The sequence below is a fragment of the Sporofaciens sp. JLR.KK001 genome, assembly GCF_036941055.1.
Classification (GTDB): Bacteria; Bacillota; Clostridia; order Lachnospirales; family Lachnospiraceae; genus Sporofaciens.
On sequence record NZ_JAYMNO010000001.1, the window covers coordinates 4534685 to 4552471 of the forward strand.

The 17787-nt window shown below is 51.2% G+C and carries 11 protein-coding genes and 2 pseudogenes; 9 read left to right on the plus strand and 4 right to left on the minus strand.

From position 1 onward, the window contains the following. Positions 1-7: 7 nt before the first annotated feature. The 3 genes and pseudogenes from VSQ62_RS23080 to VSQ62_RS23090 form a co-directional block, all read left to right on the plus strand. Positions 8-412 (plus strand): annotated as a pseudogene (locus VSQ62_RS23080) (PrgI family protein); the annotation flags it as partial. Between the two features lie 43 nt (positions 413-455). Continuing rightward, positions 456-2801 (plus strand): annotated as a pseudogene (locus VSQ62_RS23085) (VirB4-like conjugal transfer ATPase, CD1110 family). A gap of 28 nt (positions 2802-2829) precedes the next feature. After that, positions 2830-3612, plus strand: a complete 783-nt coding sequence (locus tag VSQ62_RS23090) for a hypothetical protein (RefSeq protein ID WP_334637079.1) — start codon at positions 2830-2832, stop codon at positions 3610-3612. Positions 3613-3879: 267 nt separating this feature from the next. Here VSQ62_RS23090 and VSQ62_RS23095 read toward each other — a convergent pair whose 3' ends face one another. The 4 genes from VSQ62_RS23095 to VSQ62_RS32535 form a co-directional block, all read right to left on the minus strand. Then, complete coding sequence (locus tag VSQ62_RS23095; protein ID WP_016217795.1) at positions 3880-4194, minus strand: DUF6618 family protein; 315 nt, start codon at positions 4192-4194, stop codon at positions 3880-3882. Between the two features lie 12 nt (positions 4195-4206). Continuing rightward, the gene (locus VSQ62_RS23100) at positions 4207-5013 is read right to left on the minus strand and encodes an ExeA family protein (RefSeq protein ID WP_120397164.1); all 807 of its coding nucleotides are present in this window, start codon (positions 5011-5013) and stop codon (positions 4207-4209) included. Continuing rightward, the gene (locus VSQ62_RS23105) at positions 5013-6281 is read right to left on the minus strand and encodes a DDE-type integrase/transposase/recombinase (RefSeq protein WP_300870027.1); all 1269 of its coding nucleotides are present in this window, start codon (positions 6279-6281) and stop codon (positions 5013-5015) included. Before VSQ62_RS23105 ends, VSQ62_RS23100 begins: the two co-directional genes overlap by 1 nt. Before the next feature lie 89 nt (positions 6282-6370). After that, positions 6371-6964 (minus strand): DUF6431 domain-containing protein, encoded by a 594-nt coding sequence (locus VSQ62_RS32535; RefSeq protein WP_350339908.1) that lies wholly within the window; start codon positions 6962-6964, stop codon positions 6371-6373. Positions 6965-7284: 320 nt separating this feature from the next. Between VSQ62_RS32535 and VSQ62_RS23115 the strand changes: the two genes are divergently transcribed. The 6 genes from VSQ62_RS23115 to VSQ62_RS23140 all read left to right on the plus strand — a co-directional run bounded on the left by VSQ62_RS23115 (position 7285) and on the right by VSQ62_RS23140 (position 17785). Beyond that, a complete protein-coding gene (locus VSQ62_RS23115) occupies positions 7285-9273 on the plus strand; it encodes a C40 family peptidase (protein ID WP_334637080.1) in 1989 nt (662 codons plus the stop codon). Between the two features lie 58 nt (positions 9274-9331). Continuing rightward, positions 9332-9595 (plus strand): DUF4315 family protein, encoded by a 264-nt coding sequence (locus tag VSQ62_RS23120; RefSeq protein ID WP_334637081.1) that lies wholly within the window; start codon positions 9332-9334, stop codon positions 9593-9595. Then, positions 9588-10388 (plus strand): DUF4366 domain-containing protein, encoded by an 801-nt coding sequence (locus tag VSQ62_RS23125; protein WP_334637082.1) that lies wholly within the window; start codon positions 9588-9590, stop codon positions 10386-10388. The genes VSQ62_RS23120 and VSQ62_RS23125 overlap by 8 nt, the downstream gene beginning before the upstream one ends. After that, positions 10385-10582 (plus strand): hypothetical protein, encoded by a 198-nt coding sequence (locus tag VSQ62_RS23130; protein WP_334637083.1) that lies wholly within the window; start codon positions 10385-10387, stop codon positions 10580-10582. The genes VSQ62_RS23125 and VSQ62_RS23130 overlap by 4 nt, the downstream gene beginning before the upstream one ends. A gap of 14 nt (positions 10583-10596) precedes the next feature. After that, positions 10597-12699: a DNA topoisomerase 3 gene (locus VSQ62_RS23135; RefSeq protein WP_334637084.1), complete on the plus strand. Its 2103-nt coding sequence runs from the start codon at positions 10597-10599 to the stop codon at positions 12697-12699. Between the two features lie 148 nt (positions 12700-12847). Beyond that, positions 12848-17785 carry a YodL domain-containing protein gene (locus tag VSQ62_RS23140; RefSeq protein WP_334637086.1) on the plus strand — a complete coding sequence of 1646 codons (4938 nt, stop codon included), beginning with the start codon at positions 12848-12850 and terminating at the stop codon, positions 17783-17785. Positions 17786-17787: the final 2 nt, after the last annotated feature.

A 17787-nucleotide genomic window follows, 5' to 3' on the forward strand; every position in this document is an offset into this window, starting at 1 on the left:
GTAACAAATGGCGTATGTCACAGTACCCAAAGACCTTACGAAAGTCAAGACCAAAGTTGCGCTGAACCTTACCAAGCGGCAGCTTGTGTGTTTCAGCATGGCGGCAGCCGTGGGCGTTCCCCTGTTCTTTCTCCTAAAAGGCAGCGTCCCGCAGACAGCAGCGACCTTTCTCATGGTTCTTGCCATGCTCCCGTTTTTCCTGTTCGCCATGTACGAAAAGCACGGACAGCCCCTTGAAAAAGTGTTAGGCAACATCATAAAAGTGTTTTTCCTCACGCCAAAGGAACGACCCTACCAGACGGAAAACTATTACGCCGTCTTAGCGAAGCAACGGAAACTTAACAAGGAGGTAACAGCCATTGCGAAAAAAAGCTATCAAAGACAGACCGCAAAATCAGCAGGCAAAAGAGAAAATCCGGCTCACACGGGCAGAAAAAAAGCAGATAGCCGCCCTCATGCGGCAGGCAAAGGGGGACGGGAAAAAGCGCACCGCACAGCAGACAATCCCCTACTTGCAGATGTACCCGGACGGGATATGCCGGGTAAAGGACAATCTTTTCTCAAAGAGCGTTGAGTTTTCCGACATCAACTATCAGCTTGCACAGCCGGACGACAAGACAGCCACCTTTGAAGCCCTTTGCGACTTCTACAACTCCCTTGACAGCTCCGTAGGCTTGCAGCTTACCTTTGTGAACCGCATAGCCGGGCAGGGGGACTTCTCAAAGAGTATCGCCATACCGCCGCAGCAGGACGGCTTCGATGATGTGCGGGAGGAATACGCCGCCATGCTGAAAGAACAGCTTGCAAAGGGCAATAACGGGCTTGTGAAGCACAAATACCTCACATTCACACTGGAAGCCGACAGCCTTAAAAATGCAAAGTCCCGGCTTTCCCGACTGGAAACGGACATATTAAACCACCTCAAAATCTTAGGGGCGGCGAACCGACCCCTTGACGGGAAAGAACGGCTTGAAGTGCTGCACGGCATTTTCCACCCGGACGGGGACAGAAAATTTTTATTCAACTGGAAATAGCTTGTACCGTCCGGGCTTTCCACGAAAGATTTCATTGCGCCGCCCTCATTCGCTTTCAAGAACGGGCGGCTTTTCAGCATGGGCGACAAGACCGGGGCGGTATCGTTCTTACAGATACTTGCGCCGGAACTGAATGACCGCCTGCTTGCCGACCTTTTGAACGTAGACGGGCATTTATTGGTAAACCTGCATATCCGCAGTATCGACCAGAGCGAAGCCATAAAGACCATAAAACGCAAGATAACAGATTTAGACGCTATGAAGATAGCCGAGCAGAAAAAGGCGGTACGCAGCGGGTATGACATGGATATAATACCGTCCGACCTTGCCACCTACGGCGGGGACGCAAAAGACCTGTTACGGGACTTGCAGAGCCGCAACGAGCGAATGTTTCTCCTTACCCTGCTTGTGGTAAACCTTGCGGACAATAAGCAGCAGCTTGACAACCAGATATTCCAGACGGCGGGCGTGGCGCAGAAAGCGAACTGCTCCCTTGTGCGCCTTGACTATCAGCAGGAAGCCGGGCTTGTGTCGTCCCTGCCTTTGGGACTGAACGAAATCCCCATACAGCGGGGGCTTACCACGTCAAGCACGGCTATTTTCGTGCCGTTTACCACGCAGGAGCTTTTTCAGAACGGGGAAGCCCTCTACTACGGCTTGAACGCACTTTCTAACAACATGATACTTGCGGACAGGAAGAAGCTCAAAAACCCTAACGGCTTGATTTTAGGGACACCGGGCAGCGGCAAGAGTTTTTCCGCAAAGCGTGAAATCACAAACGTATTCCTTGTTGCGGACAAAAAGGACTGTATCTTGATATGCGACCCCGAAGCAGAGTACGCACCCCTTGTCAACCGGTTAGGCGGGCAGGTAGTGAAAATCTCTCCCACAAGCCGGGATTTTGTGAACCCTATGGACTTGAACCTCAATTATTCCGAGGACGAAAGCCCCTTATCGCTGAAAAGCGATTTTATCCTTTCCCTTTGCGAGCTTGTCGTAGGCGGCAAAAGCGGCTTAGAGCCTATCGAAAAGACCGTGATTGACCGAGCCGTGCGGGAGGTTTACCGGGAATACCTTGCCGACCCCGACCCGGCGAAAATGCCGATACTGGAAGATTTATACAACGCACTAAAGGCGCAGCCGGAAGCGGAAGCCGCACGGGTAGCCGCAGCCCTTGAACTCTATGTGCATGGAAGCCTTAACGTGTTCAACCACCGCACCAACATAGACATACATAACCGCCTTGTCTGCTTTGACATTAAGGAGTTGGGGAAGCAGCTCAAAAAGTTAGGTATGCTTATCATACAAGACCAAGTTTGGGGGCGTGTGACCGAGAACCGGGAACGCCACGCTAACACATGGTACTATTCAGATGAATTTCACTTGCTGCTGAAAGAGGAACAGACAGCGGCTTACAGCGTGGAAATCTGGAAGCGTTTCAGAAAATGGGGCGGCATACCCACGGGCATAACACAGAACGTCAAAGATTTGCTTGCAAGCCGGGAAATCGAAAACATTTTTGAAAACAGCGATTTTATTTATATGCTGAACCAAGCAGGCGGCGACAGGCAGATTTTGGCGAAGCAGTTAGGCATTTCCAATAAGCAGCTTTCCTATGTGACCCACTCCGAAGCCGGGCAGGGGCTTATCTTCTACGGCAACGTGATACTCCCCTTTGTAGACCGCTTCCCGGCAGACACCGAGCTTTACCGCATAATGACGACCCGCCCGGAGGAACTTGTAATAGAAAAAGGTACGATTTCTTGATATAATATGGAGAAAGGAGGATTTTAAAATGGCAACTTATATTTTTTATAGAGAACAAGTTTTAGAATACTATAAAGAGCTGGTGGAATTTTCTTTGACATCTCGCAGTAATACCGAAAATACACACATTAAAAATGCCCTTAATCTAAACATAATATTATCATCAGCATGTTATGTTGAGGGGTATATGGAAAAAACAGCCAAATGTGCTTTGGGATATTTCAGACTTGTATATAATGCTGTAAACATACCTGAATTTGAACTTAGAAAACCAATGAATAAATATTTTACACGAATTGAAGCTGATATTTACCAGAGAATATCGCAAGGAACGGGAATAGATAACTACGATAAATTATTTAACTTACTATTAGGTAAATCATTTAAACAACAAGATTCATTTAAGCCTTTATTAGAATCTATACAAGTTTTATTTCAATTAAGAAATGTTTTAGCTCATGCCAAAGAAATAAGTTCTTATGAAGTAAGCGCATATTGGAATAATAATACTTTTGAAGAAAATTTTTGGGGAGGATATAAAAAAGCAGAAAATTTTCTAATTAAAAAAGGCATATTGGAGGATAAATTTATCAAAATGCCAAGAGTAGAACGATTTTTCATTGATCCTGTTGCTGATTACTTCTATAACATTTCGCAGCAATTTATCCAACAATTACAGTTTTTCGTTGAATCTAATATCGAATTTAACGATATATTAACTAACAAATTGGATACATATAACAAAAAAAACGGTACTAATCTATCTATTATGGATTTTTGTGAATTAAATGCTCATGCAACAAATGAATAATGATACATAAAGACCACCATTCATGGTGGTCTTTTTATGTTCAAAAACATGATTGGTAAACGTTCCATTACTGTTGGACGGCGAATTGAGGGAGACATAAACGGCAAATTATTTTTCCAACCTTTTTCGCATTGACTGCGCAGTGCTGTCTACAAATGCATAATACCGCCGAAAATGCAGCACGCTGTTGGTATAGCTTTTCTTTCGAAATCGAAAGGCCATGAATCCCATTATGAGATCCATAGCCACATGATGTATTTGGATTTTTTATTGTTTGTCAGCCAGAGTCGGCAGATAAGCCAAACCGGCAGCAACAGTTACGGCATCTACCTTCCGCATTAGATTGCTGATCCGCCCCTCATTCCAGAAAATATCAGAAAAATCGGATAGTTCACATCCCACATCATGGTTCGGGATGCACAGGTAGTTTCCGTATTTATGCACTCCGGCCAGGATGTGGAAGTATGTCCCCCGTCCATTCATCTCAGCTTCATACCATCCAGGCCGCCATCGCAGCAGGATAATCTCCCCTGTCCAGGTTTCTATGCGGGAACCATCCCTGAAAAAACATCTGTATTCCAAAAACAACACCCCCTATCCAAGATTCTGGCTGCTGACGGAGGCAAGTATGACTTCCGTGTCAATTGCTTTCTTCTCCATCTGTGCGCCAAGGGTAAGGGCATTTGTCATCAGGTTATCCACCAGACGCGGATTCCCCTGGGAATGGCTGTGGACAGCGGAAAGGGCGGCCTGCTCTATGATGGAGGCAGAGCCTCCCGCACAGGAGATCTTGTGGAGTACATACTGCGCCACTTCTGAATCTGTGAGCCCGGTAAAGTTGTAATGCACGGTGATCCTCTGGCGCAGGGCTTCGTGGACAGGCTTGCGCAGGGTATTGTTCAGGTGCGGTTCCCCGCACAGGATGAGCGTAAAGCAGTTCAGGGAGTCATAGCCGTAGTTCATGAGCATCTTAATGTCCTCCAGGATGCCTGTGGAGAGGTACTGGGCCTCGTCAACGGCCAGAAGAAGGGGCTGCTTCTTTTCCCGGTAAAGGTAGAGGATCTGCTCCTGTATGGCCCGGAACATCCCGGGTTTGCCGCCTCTAGGCTCTACTCCCAGTACAGAGCAGAGCTGGCGGTAGAACTCCATGACGCTTACGGTGGAAAGACAGATGTACTCCATATGGTAAAGGTTCGGGTTGAGCCCCTTTGCAAAACAGCGGAGTCCAAAAGACTTCCCCATGCCCGGGCGTGCCGTGAACAGACCAATGCCCCTGGTATCCTTGAGGTAATCCAGCCGGGAGAGCATCTCAGAGATGTCCCTGGAAAGGAAACGGTCTTTTTCCCGGGCCATCTGTTTGTCAAAAGGATTGAAAGACAATCCATAGTAAGAACGGAACATCAACAGCCACCCCCTAACTTTGAGTAGTCGATGCCAGGTGTATTGTTGCGCTTCGTCCTGCAGTTCTCATTCTTATCCGTAGGGCGGATGGGATAATGCACCCCTTCGTAAAGGATGAAGGCGGAGGACATGTCATCCGGGAGGAAGCGGATCTCCACTTTTGATGAGATAAACTGCATAGGGACGTCATAGGATACCTTGTCGATGGAGACGGTAGAATCCTTATTCACTTTCCTTGTAATGCGGTTCAGGAAACATTCCTCCAGCCATTCCCTGGACGCAGGTGTCCGTATGGAAGCGCGGGTCTGCTGGTAACGGGAAAGGGGTGTAGTGCCGATGCCGGAATGGAGGGAAGTATTATAGGAGCGCATGTAATCCTTAAGGAGTCCATTGAACTGTGCCAGGGAGCTTAAGGAATCCAGATCCAGGGTATAGAGCCAGGTTTCCTTGAGTGTCCGGAACTGGCGTTCTATCTTAGCCTTGGATGCGCCATCCCGGATTTTTGTATGTAAAAGGACCGTTCCGATGGAGCCGCAGATGAGGGAAAGCTGCCCGTTCGAGTAGCTGGAACCGTTATCGACATAGAGCTTAGAAGGGATTCCATGTGCAGCCACAGCATCCTTAAGCACTTTCTGGAAGTTATAAGCTGAGTCGTTATAGAAGAGCCCGCCGCCCACCAGGAACCGGGAATGGTCATCGATGATCAGGATGCAGTAGACCCGCCTGCGCAGGCCGTCTTCTGTGATATATGGAAGGTAACAGGTATCAGCCTGCCACATTTTCCCAAAGGCGTCCTCTTCAAAAGCCTTCCTGTCCCGCATGTTCGGGTTACGTGCCGATTTCAGGTCATGTTTCTTTACAAAACGCTGGACAGCACACACGCTGACAGAGGCAGGGATGAACGCCTCTTCCACAAGGTGGCGGTGGATCTGCGTGGAGTTAAGCCTTGGGAAAGCTTCCTTAAGCCGGTAGATCTCCTCGATGGCTGTATCCGTCAGGACCCGTGTGCCGCCCTTGTCGGAGCGTTCCCGGGGCATAAGTGCATCGATGCCGCCGTTCTGGTAGAGAGACACCCACTTGCTGATAGTCTTGGGGCTGTAGCGGAAGGCGGAACCATCAGGCAGGGTGAGCGGGTTCTCGGTGATGCGTTGGTAATAGGCATTTCTGGACGCATCAGGATAAAGGCCATGGATGACCGGTGCGATGAGGGCAAGCCGGAACTGTGCCATGGCGGCAGCGTCCGAAAGGTTCTTTTGTTTGTTGTCCATAAAAATATCCTCCTTAAATGGTTTTCTGCCATTATAAAGGAGTTCCCTCAGGGAGACCATGCCTGGTCGTGTGGTCGTGGAAAAGCAGTTCAGGGACCGAACACTTGTTGGCAGTAAGACGCCGGATTTTTATGGGACTGGAGGAAGGATTTTGCAAAACGGCGGACAAAGGCGGAAGCAAAATCAGAATAGGAGGGCTGGGAGAACAGTGTCTTCAGGAAGGAGAGGGAAGAGACTTCCATAGAGGAAAGTGCCCCGAGCCATTCTTCCTTCTGCACCAGGAAGAGTTCCAGAAAACGGTGCAGTTGGGAAAGGGTGATGGAGAAACGCCTGCAGAGGCCCTCTATAGTAGAGAGGTGCAGGAAATACTCTGCCAGGACACGGAGGATGAAGAACAGGCCGTAGCCGGAATAGGGGATGATGAAATCCGGGAGGATGGCATGGGTATGGCCGCAGGTGCAGATGAGGCGAAGGATGCAGAGGCTGTGTCGGACAGGGGCGCCATCTATGAAATCCACCAGGGAACGGTCATAATAGGCATGGATCTTGCAGCTGCCTGCTGCCCCGCAGAAGGGACAGGTCTGCAGCTGGGGACGGAATCCAACCATGAAAGACTCAAATAGTGCTTTTGATGAAGTTTTTATACGGATCAGCTTGCAAAATAGGGAGTTTTCTCTTATCATAGTATATGTCGGTAGTGCCAAAGCCTCACGAGTGGGACATGATCCCGTATATGGCAGGCACGCTGGTGTGAGAGAAAGAACAAACTGTAGGAGGTTGGTGTTCTTTCTCTTTTTTTTGTTCCAAAAAAACTATATCGGAACAGGCAGGAATGGTCAAGAGGAAAATGCGCCGTTTCCTACAGCGCGCTCTGATAGACAGTATTAAGAAGATGAGATTTTAATTCGATGTTTTTGTGCGGGAGATAGGAACTTTAGTTTGCTGGGCGACACCATTACGACTACCGTAAAAATATGGGCAGGCAGAAAGGAGGTAACAGGGCTTGCAGGAATTTAAGGCAAAGGCAAAGACCACGCAGAAAATGACCCGTGACGGCGTTGTGGAAACCAATAAGGCAACCGGGGAGCAGACCCGCAAAAGCAACCGGGAAACAGACGATTTTTCCGGCGACACAGCGGAAAATGTGACCGGGAAAGCCCTAAACCGTGCCGCCACCGAAAGGCAACGTCACAAGGCAAAGAAACGCCGCAGAAAGGCAAAAAAAGACGCAAAGCAGGCGGCAAAGACGGCAGAACAGCCGCAGGCTTCCCGCCTGCAATTCAAGGAGGAAGAACGCACCGACCCGGAGCTTGCAAAGTATGTGAAGAAATCCGAAAAAGCCGCTGATAAACTGGAAGCGGCAAGGGAAAAGATACCCAAGCAGAAACGCATTAAGGCGGCGAGGGAATTTGACGAAGCCACCGGGCGGGCAAAGACCCGCCTTTACTTTGAAAAGACCGACAAGCCGCCAAACGGGAAGCTGCACCACAACCCGGCTGACCGCCCCGTGCGGGAAATCAAGAATTATGTGCATGGGAAAGTGGGCGAGGTTGAGAAAGACAATTCCGGCGTTGAGGGGGCGCACAAATCGGAGAAACTTGCGGAAAGGGCGGGCGGCTACGCAAGCCGGAAGCTGAAAGAGGGCTACCGAAGCCACAAGCTAAAGCCCTACCGAAAAGCCGCCAAAGCGGAAGCAGCGTCAAAGAAAGCGGACACCAATTATCTGTACCATAAAACGCTAAAGGAGAACCCGGAGCTTGCAAGCAATCCCCTCTCCCGTTTCCACCAGAAACAGCAGATAAAACGGCAGTACGCAAAAGATTTAAGGGCGGCGCAGAAAGCCGGGAAAACAGCAGGAAAAACAGCAGGCGCAGCCAAGAACGCCCGCAAAGCCGCAGGCAAGGCAGGGGAAGCCACGAAAAAGACAACGGACTTTATCGCCCGCCACTGGAAAGGCATACTGACCGTGGGCGTGTTCCTGCTCTTAATCGTGATGATATTTACCGGGCTATCTTCCTGCGCCGCAATCATACAGGGCGGCGTTTCCTCAATCGTTGGCACTTCCTACACCGCCGAGGACGAAGCAATCCGGGAAGTGGAAGCCGACTACAAGGAACTGGAAAGGGGCTTGCGTGAGGAAATCGCAGACATAGAAACGGACTGCCCGGACTATGACGAATACCAGTACCATTTAGACGAAATCGGGCATAACCCCTTTGCCCTTGCGTCCTACCTTACCGCCAAGCTCTACGACTACACAAGGGAGGAAGCGAGGGCAGAGATACAGGCATTGTTTGAAAAACAGTACACCCTTACCCTGCGGGAAGAAATACAGACACGCTACCGCACGGAAACCACCACCGACCCGGAAACCGGGGAAACCACCACCGAGGAAATCCCCTATGACTATTACATTCTCCATGTGACGCTGACAAACAAGAACATTGAAACCCTTGCCGGGGAACTCCTTACCCCTGAGCAGAAAGAAATGTTTGACGTTTACATGGAAACTAAAGGCAACAAGCCGGACGTGTTCGGGGAGGACTACGCAACAGGAACGCCGGGCAGCGGGGAATACACCGACTACGAAATACCCCCGGAAGCCCTCTCTGATGAACGCTTTGCCGCCATGATTGCGGAAGCGGAAAAATACTTAGGCTATCCCTATGTATGGGGCGGCAGCTCCCCGTCAACGTCCTTTGACTGTTCGGGCTTTGTGTGTTGGGTAATCAACCAATCCGGCGTTGGGAGTGTCGGCAGGACAACGGCGCAGGGCATATTTAATTACACAACGCCAATCGCACCGGGCGAAGCCAAGCCGGGGGACATTATCTTTTTCACGGGGACGTATGACAGCGGTTCGGCGGTTAGCCATGTGGGGATTTATGCAGGAAACGGCATGATGATACATTGCGGCAACCCTATCTCCTACGCTTCCGTCAACACCCCTTACTGGCAGTCGCATTTTTATTCCTACGGCAGACTTCCATAAAAAAATATTTAGTGACAATTAAGTTTGATAATTCTGCAAACAGGAGGGATATTTTTCTATGATGAAACTGGAACGTATCATTGCGGAGATTGAGAAAACAAAAGACACAATCTCCAAACAGCAGGCAAAACTTAGGGAACTGGAAGCGCAGAAAACCGAGGTTGAAAACCTGCAAATCGTACAAATGGTAAGGGCGTTACGCATGACCCCGGCAGAGCTTTCCACCTTTTTACACGGCAAGCCGGACAACGCCGCAGCCACTACCACAGCAGCCGCAAACAGCAGCCTTTTTTCAAGACAGGAGGACACCGAAAATGAGTAAAAAAATCTTACATACCTTATTTGCACTTGCCGCCGCCCTTATCCTTACGGGCGGCTTTTCCATGACCGCCTACGCAGGCGGCGGGGAGGAATACGAAACGGAAGAACCCACGCCCGCACCAGAGCCGGAGGAAACAGCGACCCCAAGCGACCCGCTGACCCCGGAGGGGAACGCAACCCTTGTTGATGATATTTGGGGCGAGAACAAGCAGCTCATCACAGTAACCACCAAGAACGGCAATTATTTTTATATCCTCATAGACCGAGCCGCCGAGGGGGAAAACACCGTGCATTTCCTTAACATGGTGGACGAAGCCGACCTTATGGCACTGATTGAGGACGGGGAGAAAGAGGAAACAACCGTCATGCCGCAGACCTGCACCTGCAAGGAGAAATGCGAAGCCGGGGCGGTCAACGAGGGCTGCCCCGTGTGCCTAAACAACCGTAATTCCTGCACTGGCACAGAGAAAGAAACCGAGCCGGAAGCCGAAGCCGAGCCGGAACAGCCAAAGGACAATAAAGGCACAAAAAGCCTGCTCCTGCTCTTTCTGCTGACGCTATTTGCAGGCGGCGGGGCGTTCTATTATTTCAAGTATATCAAGCCAAAGGACACCGCAAAGGGCAGCCCGGATTTTTCCGATTTTGAGTTTGACGAGGACGAAGAAAGCGGCTACGAGGACGACACCGACCTTGACGGCTACGGGGACGGCACGGAGGACGCAGAGGACGGCGCAGACGACACCGAAACGGACGGCGAAACAGAGCTTGAAGATGATACGGAGGGCGGCTTATGACGTGGTTCACAGACAGCCCTTTTGAAAAGATGATGACACAGAAACCGGGACACGGGCGGCACGGGGACGACACGCCGCCCGTCCCCCGTTCCCCGGCTTGTACTGGCTGCCCTTATCACAAGGGGCTATCCCCTTGTATTGGGTACTGTATCAAGAAGTTGCAGGCAAAGAAATGCACCGAGCCGGAACGCTGAAAGGAGAAATTTTTATGCAGCATAAACTTGTAATCGCAGAAAAACCAAGCGTTGCAATGGCAATCGCCGCCGTAATCGGCGCAGGCGAAAGAAAAGACGGCTACATGGAGGGCGGCGGCTACCTTGTTAGTTGGTGTGTGGGACACCTTGCGGGACTGGCAGACGCTACCCATTACGGGGACTATAAAAAATGGCGTTATGAAGATTTACCAATCCTGCCCCAGACGTGGGAAACCGTCATATCCCCGGATAAGGAAGAACAGTTTGAAACCTTAAAAAACCTCATGCACAGAAAAGACGTGGAAACCCTTATATGCGCCACGGACGCAGGGCGTGAGGGGGAACTCATTTTCCGCTTTGTCTATGAGAAAGCCGGGTGTAAAAAACCGTTCTACCGCTTGTGGATAAGCAGCATGGAGGAAAGCGCAATCAAGAAAGGCTTTGACGATTTGCGGGACGGACACGACTACGACCCGTTATATCATTCCGCACTATGCCGGGCAAAGGCTGACTGGCTAATCGGTATCAATGCGACCCGCCTTTTCTCCGTCCTCTACAACCACACCTTGAACGTGGGGCGGGTACAGACACCGACCCTCTCCCTGCTTGTGGAACGGGACAGCGCAATCCAGAATTTCCAGAAGAAAAAATATTATGTGGTTCATATCGGGAACGGCACTTTTGAAGCGGCAAGCCCGCCCTACACAGAGAAAGACGAAGCCGAAAAACTCCGCAAAGATTGTGACGGGAAAGCCGCCGTCTGCACTTTGCTTGTCCGGGAGGAAAAGACCGAGAACCCGCCCCGCCTTTACGACTTAACAACTTTGCAGCGGGAAGTAAACAGGCTTTACGGCTACACCGCCAAACAGACCCTTGACTACACCCAGTCGCTTTATGAAAAGAAGCTATGCACCTACCCCCGGACGGACAGCCAATATCTCACAAACGATATGCTCCCCACCGCTGAAACTATCGTGTCCGGGCTTTTCGGCACACTGGACTTTGCAAAAGACGCCCGCCTCTCCCCGGACTACTCCCGCATACTGAACAGCAAAAAAGTAACCGACCACCACGCAATCATTCCCACCGCCGAAGCAGTAAAAACAGATAAGAGCAGCCTGCCCGAAAGTGAAAGAAATATTCTGCTTTTACTCTCCATGAAACTGTTATCCGCAACGGCGCAGCCCCGCCGATACGAAGCCGTGACCGCTTCCCTCTCCTGCGGCGGCGTGACCTTTACGGCAAAGGGAAAGACCGTCAAATGCGAGGGCTTTAAGGAACTGGAACGCCGCTTCCGTGCCACCTTGAAAACCAAGCCGGAGGACGGGAACGCCACGAAAGAAACCCCGCTGCCGGAGCTGACCGAGGGACAGGAAATCACGGTAAAGGCAGCCATGACCGAGCATGACACAACGCCCCCGAAAGCCTATACGGAAGATACTTTATTATCCGCTATGGAACGGGCGGGAAGCAGGGACATTTCCGAGGACGCAGAGCGAAAAGGGTTAGGCACTCCCGCCACCCGTGCGGCGGTACTGGAAAAACTTGTGCAGGCGGGCTTTGTGGAACGGAAGAAAAAGCAGCTTATCCCCACCAAAGGCGGCAAGAACCTTGTCGCCGTCCTGCCCGACACCCTCACAAGCCCGAAGCTGACCGCCGAATGGGAAAACGCATTGACGGAGATTGCCAAAGGGAACGCCGACCCGGACAGCTTCATGCGTGGCATTGAAGCAATGGCGGCGGGGCTTGTGAAAGAATATGCCGCCGTCCCGGAGGAAAAGAAAAAGCTGTTTGCCCCGGAAAAAAAGGAAATCGGCAAGTGTCCCCGCTGCGGCTCTCCCGTCTATGAGGGGAAGAAAAATTTTTATTGCGACAACCGGGACTGCCAATTTTCCATGTGGAAGAATGACCGATTTTTCACGGGCAAGAAAAAGGAGCTGACAGCCACCGTTGCCGCCGCTTTACTTAGCAAAGGCAGGGCAGCCATGAAAGGCTTGTATTCCGAAAAAACGGGCAAGACCTATGACGCTGACGTGCTGCTTGCGGACACGGGCGGCAAGTACGTTAATTACAAGATTGAGCTGAAAAAGACCAAGAAGCCAAAACCCAAGAAGTAACTCACAGAAGAATAGCAAGCATAGGGATTGAGTACCCAATCCCGTAAAACCCCCACTTTTCCGTCCTGCGGACTTGTGGGGATTTTGCTTGTTGGGAAGTGTCCCAAACCCTCTGAAAAAAACAAAAACAATGAAAGGAGCTATGCCAATGAAAGACGATTTTTCCGTGCTGATACAGAACCGCACCGAGTTTGAAAAGGGCAACCCGGCGGGCGTGTTCCTCTCCCTGCCCGCCACAAAAGAAGAACTCCACGAAGCCATGAAAGCACTGAACATCACGGCGGGCAACCCGCAGGACTTTTTCTTGAACGGCTATTCCACGGACGAGAACAGGCGCATTGAGATACCCTTTGACTGGATAAGGGACGGCGACCTTGACAAGATAAATTTCCTTGCTTCAAGGCTTGAAGAAATGACAACAGAGCAGCTTGAAAAACTGGACGCAGTTATGCACAGCGATTTCAAGCCGGAAAGCCTTGACAAGCTGATAGACCACACCTACAATTCAGATTTTTATTCTTATATTCCGGGCATTTTCAGCTATAAGGAATTGGGCGACTATTTCCTCAATGACAGCGGCAAAGTGCAAATGCCGGAGGAATGGAAAGCCGGGATTGACAAGGAGGATTTCGGCTTTAACGCCGCACTCCATGAGGACGGCAAGCTGACCGACTACGGCTATATCGCAAGAAGCGGGACGGAATGGAAAGAGCTTTACACCGGGCAGGAAACGCCGGACAGATACCGCATTATGAGTTACCCCGAAGCGGGGCGCACCGCCCCGGAGCAGGGCGAAAAGGAAGCCGCCCCGGAAGCGGACGTAGCACCGCCCGACATAGCCGCCGCCAACCCCTCACGCCCTATCGAACTGACGGCGCAGAAGCCCGCCGAGAAGATGAAAGAGATTACGGACAGACTGGAACAGGGCATACAGGATTTATTTGAGAGCGACCGTTTCAAAGAGTATTTGCAGGTAATGTCAAAGTTCCATAATTACAGCTTTAACAACACCCTCTTAATCGCCATGCAGAAGCCGGACGCAACCTTGATAGCAGGCTACAATTCATGGAAAAACCTGTTCGGGCGGCAGGTATCAAGGGGCGCAAAGGGTATCAAAGTGATTGCCCCGTCCCCGTACAAAGTGAAAAAGGAAGTTGACAAAATCGACCCCAAGACCCAAAAACCCGTGACCGACAAGAACGGGAAGCCCGTCAAAGAGGAAACGGAAGTAACCGTCCCGGCGTTTAAAGTTGTTTCCGTCTTTGACGTGTCCCAGACCGAGGGAAAGGAGCTTCCCTCTATCGGCGTTGACGAGCTGACCGGGGACGTGGCACAGTACGCCGATTTCTTCAAAGCAACCGAGCAGGCAAGCCCCGCCCCTGTTGGTTTTGAAAAGATAGAAAGCGGCGCAAAGGGCTACTACTCACAGACCGAAAAACGCATTGCCATTAACGAGGGCATGAGCGAGTTGCAGAACCTTAAAACGCTGATACATGAGATTGCACACGCCAAGCTGCACGACATAGACCTTAACGCACCCGCAGAAGAACAGGCAGACCGACCAGACCGCCGCACCCGTGAGGTACAGGCGGAAAGCATTGCCTACGCCGTGTGCCAACACTACGGGCTTGACACTTCCGACTATTCCTTTTCCTATGTGGCACAATGGAGCAGCGGGCGGGAACTTGCCGAGCTGAAAGCGTCCCTTGAAACAATCCGAAACACCGCTTCCGAGCTGATTAAGGACATAGATAAAAACTTTGCAGAGCTGACAAAGGATAAGGAGCAGACGCAGGCACAGGAAGCGCAGGCAGAAGAACCCACGCCGGAGCAAACACAGCCGGAGCAGGACACACCGCAGGAGGAAAAAACAGAACCCACGGCAGAGCCGCCGCAGGAGGAAAAGGCAGCCACGGAAGAACCCGCAAAAGAGGACGCACAGACGGAGCAGACCGAAGATACTTTCCCCACGCCCGAACCCAACGCAGAGCCGGTTGTAACAATCCTTTGGAGCGAACACAGCCGCTTCCATGACGGCGAAACCATGAGCCTTTCCGAAGCAAACGCCCTTATCGGAAGCCTTGACGAAGCCACCGTTTCCGAGGACGGCTACTATAAAACCAAGTTCCGCATTGACTTTGTAATGGACGGACAGCCCGACTATTACGTTGGGCGGCAGGACTTAGGGGACGGGGACGGCACACTCATAGACCATATCGAAAGCTACCATGCCTATTATGAGAATAACGAGCAATGGGATAACCACGTTTTGAAATACGGCGGCACGGAAGCACTGGAAGCAGACAAGGCACAGCGGGAAATGCTCTTGCATGAGTTTGTCCCCTATCTGAAACTGCACAATAACCTCTCCAAAATGGAACAGGCTGCAACAAAGGCACTGGAAGAAAACAGCGGCATGACCGCCACCGAAACCGCCTACCACACCGCCATGAAAGAGTATGTTTCCAAATGCCGGGCAATGGTAAACAGCGGAGATTACAGCCTGCCACCCGTCCCGCAGCTTAAAGACTTTGACACGGAGCTTGAAGCCTACAAGGAACACGTCAAGGAGGAAATCGCACAGGAAGCCGCAGCCGCAGGAATGACCGTGGAGGAATACGCCGCCAATGGCTACGAGCCATACAATACAGAACTGCCCGACCCGTCTATCAGTGTAAAAGATATGCAGGAATACGGCTACTCATGGGACGGTATGCTGCCCCTAAAGGAAGAAGCCGCCCTGCACCTTTACGAAAAAGAGGATATGCAGATTTTCCTACTCCATGCGGACGGAAGCGAGAGCATACCCGGCAATGCGGAGGATATAAAAACCCATGCAGAGAAAGGCGGCATTTTCGGCGTACACAAGGAGGACTGGAACGCCCTCACGGAGTACCGTACCATGAAAGAGGAACTGGCGGCAAGTGCGCCGGAAAAAGAAATGCGCCTGCTCTACGGGAAAGGGGACGCTTTCGGCATTTATCAGCTAAAGGACGGGGCGGGTATGCAGAACTACCATTTTGAGCCTTATGACCGCCTGCAAGCGGCGGGGCTTTCCGTGGAAGCAACGAACTATAACCTTGTCTATACCGCAGAGCTTACGCCGGGTACTTCCCTTGAAGATATTTATACCCGCTTCAACATCGACCGCCCCGAAGATTTTAAGGGACACAGCCTTTCCGTGTCGGATATAGTGGTGTTTCATCAGAACGGGGAGAACACGGCGCATTATGTTGACAGTATCGGTTTCACGCAAGTACCAGAGTTTTTACGGGAACAGAAACAGCTTACCCCGGACGAGCTGACGACTGGCGAGAAAATCACAACGCCGAGGGGGAGCTTTTCTGTAACCGCCATGAGCCGGGAGCAAATGGAAGCAGCCGGATATGGCTTTCATCATCAATCAGACAACGAAAAATATCTGATTATGGGGAACGGGACAAGGGCGTTTGCCATTGCAGCGGAACAGCCCGAAAACCACTTGAAAGCCGCCGAACAGTCCACCGAGCAGAACGCAAACATGATTGACGGTATCATCAACAACACCCCCGCCGCTGACGGACTGGAAGCCACCGCCGGGGAGCAGATTTCTCTTGAACAGTACGCCGAAACGCTAAAGCAGGACGAAGCCCAAAAGCCCGCAGAGCCGGACACCGCCCGTATCACAGCCGCTTCAAAAAGCCGCTATGACGGCATGGTTGCCCTCTTTACTATGGACGACAAAATCCATATCGGGAAAAGCGAAAACTACGACAACAAGGGGCATTATGACAACGCCGACAATTCCCTACTCTACGTTTCCGACTGCCAAGCCGCCTTTACATTCCTTACAAGCGAGGGCTGCATACATTCACAGGACGAAGCATTGAAACAGGGCATTTACACAAAAGAGGACTACGAGGAATTTTCACGCATAACGGACTTTTTGGCGCAGGCAGGATTTACCCCGGAAAAAGAGTTCTGTTTTGACGGGAAGCCTTTTTCCCTGCAAGCAGATACGCCGGAGCAGGCAGCCCCGGAAGCCAAGACCATTTATTACACAATCAATGAGGGGGCTGCCCGCCGTGCCAATGACGCAAACAGCTTTTACGACTACAAGCCCGGCAGCGCAACCGCAGAATACAGGCAAATGGTAGATAAAGCCGTGGAGATTGGGGAACACCAGAAAAAGCGGGTAGACCCCATGTACCATGAAAAGATTGACAGCCTTGTTGACACCTACGCCCGGAAACTTGCCGAGAACATGAACAGCAGTTTTTCCATTGAAGCCCGTGTACCCTCTATCCTCATTGCGGGCGGCTCTAATTTCCCGGTACGCAAAAAGGAAAAGCAGAACGCCGCCCGTGACAGAAATATGGAGGACTGGAACGAGATACAGGGCTTGCTTGACAAGATACGCAGCACTGGCATGGGCGGTATCAGCGCAGACGACCCGCAGGCAATACAGAAATTGGAAGCCAAACTGGAAAAGCTGCAATCGGCGCAGGACACCATGAAAGCGGTAAACGCCTACTACCGCAAGCACAAGACCCTTGACGGCTGCCCTGCCCTCTCCGCTGAACGTATCGAAGCCATGAAAGCGGAAATGTCCTCACAGTGGCACATACAGGATAAGCCCTACCCCTCATGGGCTTTATCCAACAACAGCGCAGAGATACGCCGGGTAAAAGGGCGCATTGCGGAGCTGACAAAAAAACAGGAAACCGCCTACGCCGGGTGGGAGTTTGACGGCGGCACAGTGGAAATGAACCGGGAGAACAACCGCCTGCAAATCTTCTTTGAAGAAAAGCCGGACGAACAAACCCGTGAAACCTTAAAGGAAAGCGGCTTCCGTTGGTCGCCCAAAGCCGGGGCGTGGCAAAGGCAGCTCAACGACAACGCTATCTATGCCGCTGACCGTCTATCCTGCATAAAACCTTTATCCGGGAAAAGCCCCGTGGAGATACAGAAAGAAGCCCGCACAGCCGCCAAGACCGAGAAAAAACCCTCTATCCGGGCGCAGCTTGCACAGGACAAGGAAGCGTTGAAAAACGCCCCGAAAAAAGCAGCGGAAAAGACCAAAAAGCAGGATTTAGAAAGGAGCTGAAC